Origin of the sequence: Mesorhizobium sp. M1A.F.Ca.IN.020.04.1.1, assembly GCF_003997315.1 — a bacterium.
Lineage (GTDB): Bacteria > Pseudomonadota > Alphaproteobacteria > Rhizobiales > Rhizobiaceae > Mesorhizobium.
This window is the reverse complement of sequence record NZ_RZSN01000303.1, coordinates 1-3777: the sequence shown is the minus strand read 5'-3', so window position 1 is coordinate 3777 and position 3777 is coordinate 1. Positions and strand designations below refer to the sequence as shown.

The following is a 3777-nucleotide window of genomic DNA, read 5'->3' as shown; positions in this document are numbered from 1 at the left end:
GCCCATGGCACCGGCACCGATTAGCGCGACTATGTTGGTCATGACGGTCGCTCCTCAAAATCTGGACGTTATGTCCGCGACAATCTTTTCGAGCGGTGCGTCGATCGCCACCGCGATGGCATTCTCGTCTTTGCCCGGCACTTCCAGCGTCGCGAACTGGCTGTCGAGCAGACTGGTCGGCATGAAATGGCCGGTGCGCTCGCTCATGCGCCGGGAAATCAGTTCACGCGAACCATCGAGATAGATGAACAGGATCGGCGCGCGGGCCTGCTCGGTGATGAAATCGCGATAGGCGCGCTTCAGCGCCGAGCAGGCGACGATGATCGGCATGCTGGTCTGCCTCAGCGTTTCGCCGACTTTCGCCAGCCACGGCCACCTGTCGGCGTCGTCAAGCGGAATGCCTGCGCTCATCTTGGCGATGTTGGCCTCGGGGTGCAGCTTGTCGCCATCCACATACGTCGCGTGGATCGCACGGGCCAGCGCCTCGCCGACCGTCGTCTTGCCGGAACCGGTGACGCCCATGACCACCATGCGCGGCGGGGGATCAGATCGAAGCCGTGATGCCGCCATCGACATAGAGAATGTGTCCGTTGACAAAGGATGACGCCTCGGAGGCCAGGAAGACGCAGGCGCCGACCAGTTCCTCGACCTTGCCCCAGCGGCCAGCCGGCGTGCGCTTTTCAAGCCAGGCGCTGAAGGCCGGGTCGGCGACAAGGGCCGCATTGAGCGGCGTGTCGAAATAACCGGGCGCGATGGCGTTGCATTGCAGGCCGTGCCTGGCCCAGTCGGTCGCCATGCCCTTGGTGAGATTGCCGACCGCGCCCTTGGTCGCCGTGTAGGGCGCGATACCCGGCCGGGCGAGCGCGGTCTGCACGCTGGCGATATTGATGATCTTGCCGCGGCCACGCCGGATCATGTGGCGCGCCACGGCCTGGCCGACATGGAAGACGCTGGCGACATTGATCTGCAGCAGGCGCTCGAACGCGTCGGCGGGAAAGTCCTCGAGCGGCGTACGGAACTGCATGCCGGCATTGTTGACCAGAATGTCTATCGCTCCGTGAGTCTGCTCGAACGCATCGATGGCGGCGCGTACCGCATCATGGTCGGTTGCATCGAAGGCTAGCGTCACAGGGCCGGGGATTTGCGCGGCCGCAACGGCGAGTTTTGCCTCGTCGCGGCCGTTGAGGACCACTTTGGCGCCGGCACCGGCGAGCCCTTTTGCCAAGGCAAGGCCGATGCCTTGCGAGGAGCCGGTGACGAGCGCGGTGCGCCCGGTGAGATCGAACAAGGTGGACGACATTTTCTCGATTGCCTCTCGTCGCTGTCCGTTTTATGTTATCGATAACATCAGCTGTCAAGTCAAGTGGAGCGAAAACCGATGCAGCGGCCCCATATCCTTCAGGTTGGACCTTATCCCGCGTGGGACGAGGTGCCGCTCAACGAAGCCTTCGTGGTGCATCGTTATTTCGCGGCCGAGGACAAGCCGTCCTTCCTCGCCGACGTCGGGCCGCAGGTCCGCGCCATCGCCACCCGCGGCGAACTCGGCGCGAACCGCGCCATGATCGAGGCGTGCCCGGCACTCGAGGTCGTCTCGGTCTACGGCGTCGGCTTCGACGCGGTCGATCTGTCGGCGTGCCGAGAGCGCGGCGTGCGGGTCACCAATACGCCTGATGTGTTGACCAACGACGTCGCCGATCTCGGCATCGCCATGATGCTGTGCCTGTCGCGCGGCATGATCGGCGCCGAGCGCTGGGTGCGCGACGGCAGCTGGGCCTCTAAGGGCCTTTACCCGCTGAAGCGCCGAGTCTGGGGCCGGCGGGCCGGCGTGCTCGGCCTCGGCCGCATCGGCTATGAGGTGGCCAAGCGTCTGGCCGGCTTCGGCATGGACATCGCCTACAGCGACGTCGCGCCCAAGGATTTCGCCGCGGACTGGGAGTTCGTCGCCGATCCCGTCGCCCTGGCCGGCCGTTCGGATTTCCTGTTCGTGACGCTCGCGGCGTCGGCCGCGACGCGCCACATCGTCAATGGCGAGGTGATCGCGGCGCTTGGCGAGGACGGCATGCTGATCAACATTTCGCGCGCCTCCAATATCGACGAGGGTGCGCTGCTCGATGCGCTCGAGAAGAAGGCGCTGGGGTCTGCCGCGCTCGACGTTTTCGAGGGCGAGCCGAAGCTCAATCCGCGGTTCCTGGCGCTCGACAACGTCCTTTTGCAGCCGCACCATGCGTCGGGCACTATCGAGACACGCAAGGCGATGGGCAAGCTGGTACGCGACAACCTTGCCGCCCATTTTGCTGGCCAGCCGTTGCTGACGCCGGTGCTGTGACATTGTTTTACGCAAAGCCTGCCTGCACAGTCCGAGGAGTTCGCCTGCCATGAAGTCGATCGTCATCCACGCCGCCAAAGACCTGCGCATCGAGGACCGTCCGGTCGAGGAGCCGGGGTCGGGCCAGGTGCTGTTGCGTCTCGCCGCCGGCGGCATCTGCGGCAGCGACCTGCACTACTACAATCACGGCGGTTTCGGAACGGTGCGCCTGAAGGAGCCGATGATCCTCGGCCACGAAGTCTCCGGCGTGATCGAGAGCCTCGGGCCGGGAGTGAGTGGACTGCAGACGGGACAGCTTGTCGCCGTGTCTCCGTCGCGGCCCTGCTACAGCTGCCGCTATTGCCGCGAGGGCATGCACAACCAGTGCCTCAACATGCGCTTCTACGGCAGCGCCATGCCGTTCCCGCATATCCAGGGCGCGTTTCGTGAAATGCTGGTGGCGGACGCGATTCAGTGCGTCCCGGCCGATGGGCTGACCGCCGGCGAGGCGGCGATGGCCGAACCGCTGGCCGTCTGTCTGCACGCGACGCGCCGTGCCGGAGAGATGTTGGGCAAGCGCGTGCTGGTCACCGGCTGCGGGCCGATCGGCCTGCTGTCGATCATCAGCGCGCGCCGCGCGGGTGCGGCCGAGATCGTCGCCGTCGACATCGCCGATTTCACGCTGTCGATGGCCATGCGCGCCGGCGCCGACAAGACCATCAACACCCGAAGCGAGCCGGAAGGTTTGGCGCCCTACCTTGCCGACAAGGGGACCTTCGACATCCTCTACGAATGTTCGGGCGCGGCGTCGGCGCTGGCGCAAGGCATCGCTACGCTGCGTCCGCGCGGCACCATCGTCCAGCTCGGCCTCGGCGGCGCCGAGATGGCACTGCCGATGTCGACGGTGACCGCCAAGGAACTGTCGATCAACGGCTCGTTCCGCTTCCATCCCGAATTCGCCGTCGGCGTCGAGCTGATGCGCAAGGGGCTGATCGACGTGAAGCCGCTGATCACCCACTCGGTGCCGGTCGACGAGGCGCTTTCCGGCTTCGAGCTCGCCAACGACCGCAGTCAGGCGATGAAGGTCCAGATCGCGTTTGCGTGAGCCGCAACGGCGCGTTGCATTCCGCCGTGATATCGATAACGTACGGCCATGCAATCTTCGCCCAAACGGCCGACCATGGCCGATGTCGCGCATCGCGCCAACGTCTCGACGATGACCGTGTCGCGCGCTTTCAAGCGCGACGCTTCGGTCAGCGCCGATACGCGCGACCGCATTCTGAAGGCGGCTGAAGAGCTCGGCTATGTCTTCGACAGCATCGCCGCCAATCTGTCGTCGCGGCGCTCCGGCTTCGTCGCCGCGACGATCCCCTCGATCAACAACGCCAATTTCGCCGACACGGTGCGCGGCATGACCGAGGGCCTGCGTGACAGCGGGCTGGAGATCCTGCTCGGCTTCACCGACTATAATG

General features: G+C 65.4%; 5 protein-coding genes. 3 read left to right on the top strand and 2 right to left on the bottom strand.

From position 1 onward, the window contains the following. Window positions 1-54: 54 nt before the first annotated feature. Window positions 55-531: a gluconokinase gene (locus tag EOA49_RS30915; protein ID WP_164746825.1), complete on the bottom strand. Its 477-nt coding sequence runs from the start codon at window positions 529-531 to the stop codon at window positions 55-57. 13 nt (window positions 532-544) lie between these two features. Then, window positions 545-1300: an SDR family oxidoreductase gene (locus EOA49_RS30910; protein ID WP_127241082.1), complete on the bottom strand. Its 756-nt coding sequence runs from the start codon at window positions 1298-1300 to the stop codon at window positions 545-547. Between the two features lie 78 nt (window positions 1301-1378). Between EOA49_RS30910 and EOA49_RS30905 the strand changes: the two genes are divergently transcribed. The 3 genes from EOA49_RS30905 to EOA49_RS30895 all read left to right on the top strand — a co-directional run. Next, a complete protein-coding gene (locus EOA49_RS30905; RefSeq protein ID WP_127241083.1) occupies window positions 1379-2326 on the top strand; it encodes a 2-hydroxyacid dehydrogenase in 948 nt (315 codons plus the stop codon). A 49-nt stretch (window positions 2327-2375) separates the two neighbouring features. After that, the gene (locus tag EOA49_RS30900; protein ID WP_127241084.1) at window positions 2376-3410 is read left to right on the top strand and encodes an L-idonate 5-dehydrogenase; all 1035 of its coding nucleotides are present in this window, start codon (window positions 2376-2378) and stop codon (window positions 3408-3410) included. 48 nt (window positions 3411-3458) lie between these two features. After that, the coding region (locus EOA49_RS30895) for a LacI family DNA-binding transcriptional regulator (protein WP_245460851.1) at window positions 3459-3777 on the top strand (319 nt) is incomplete at its 3' end.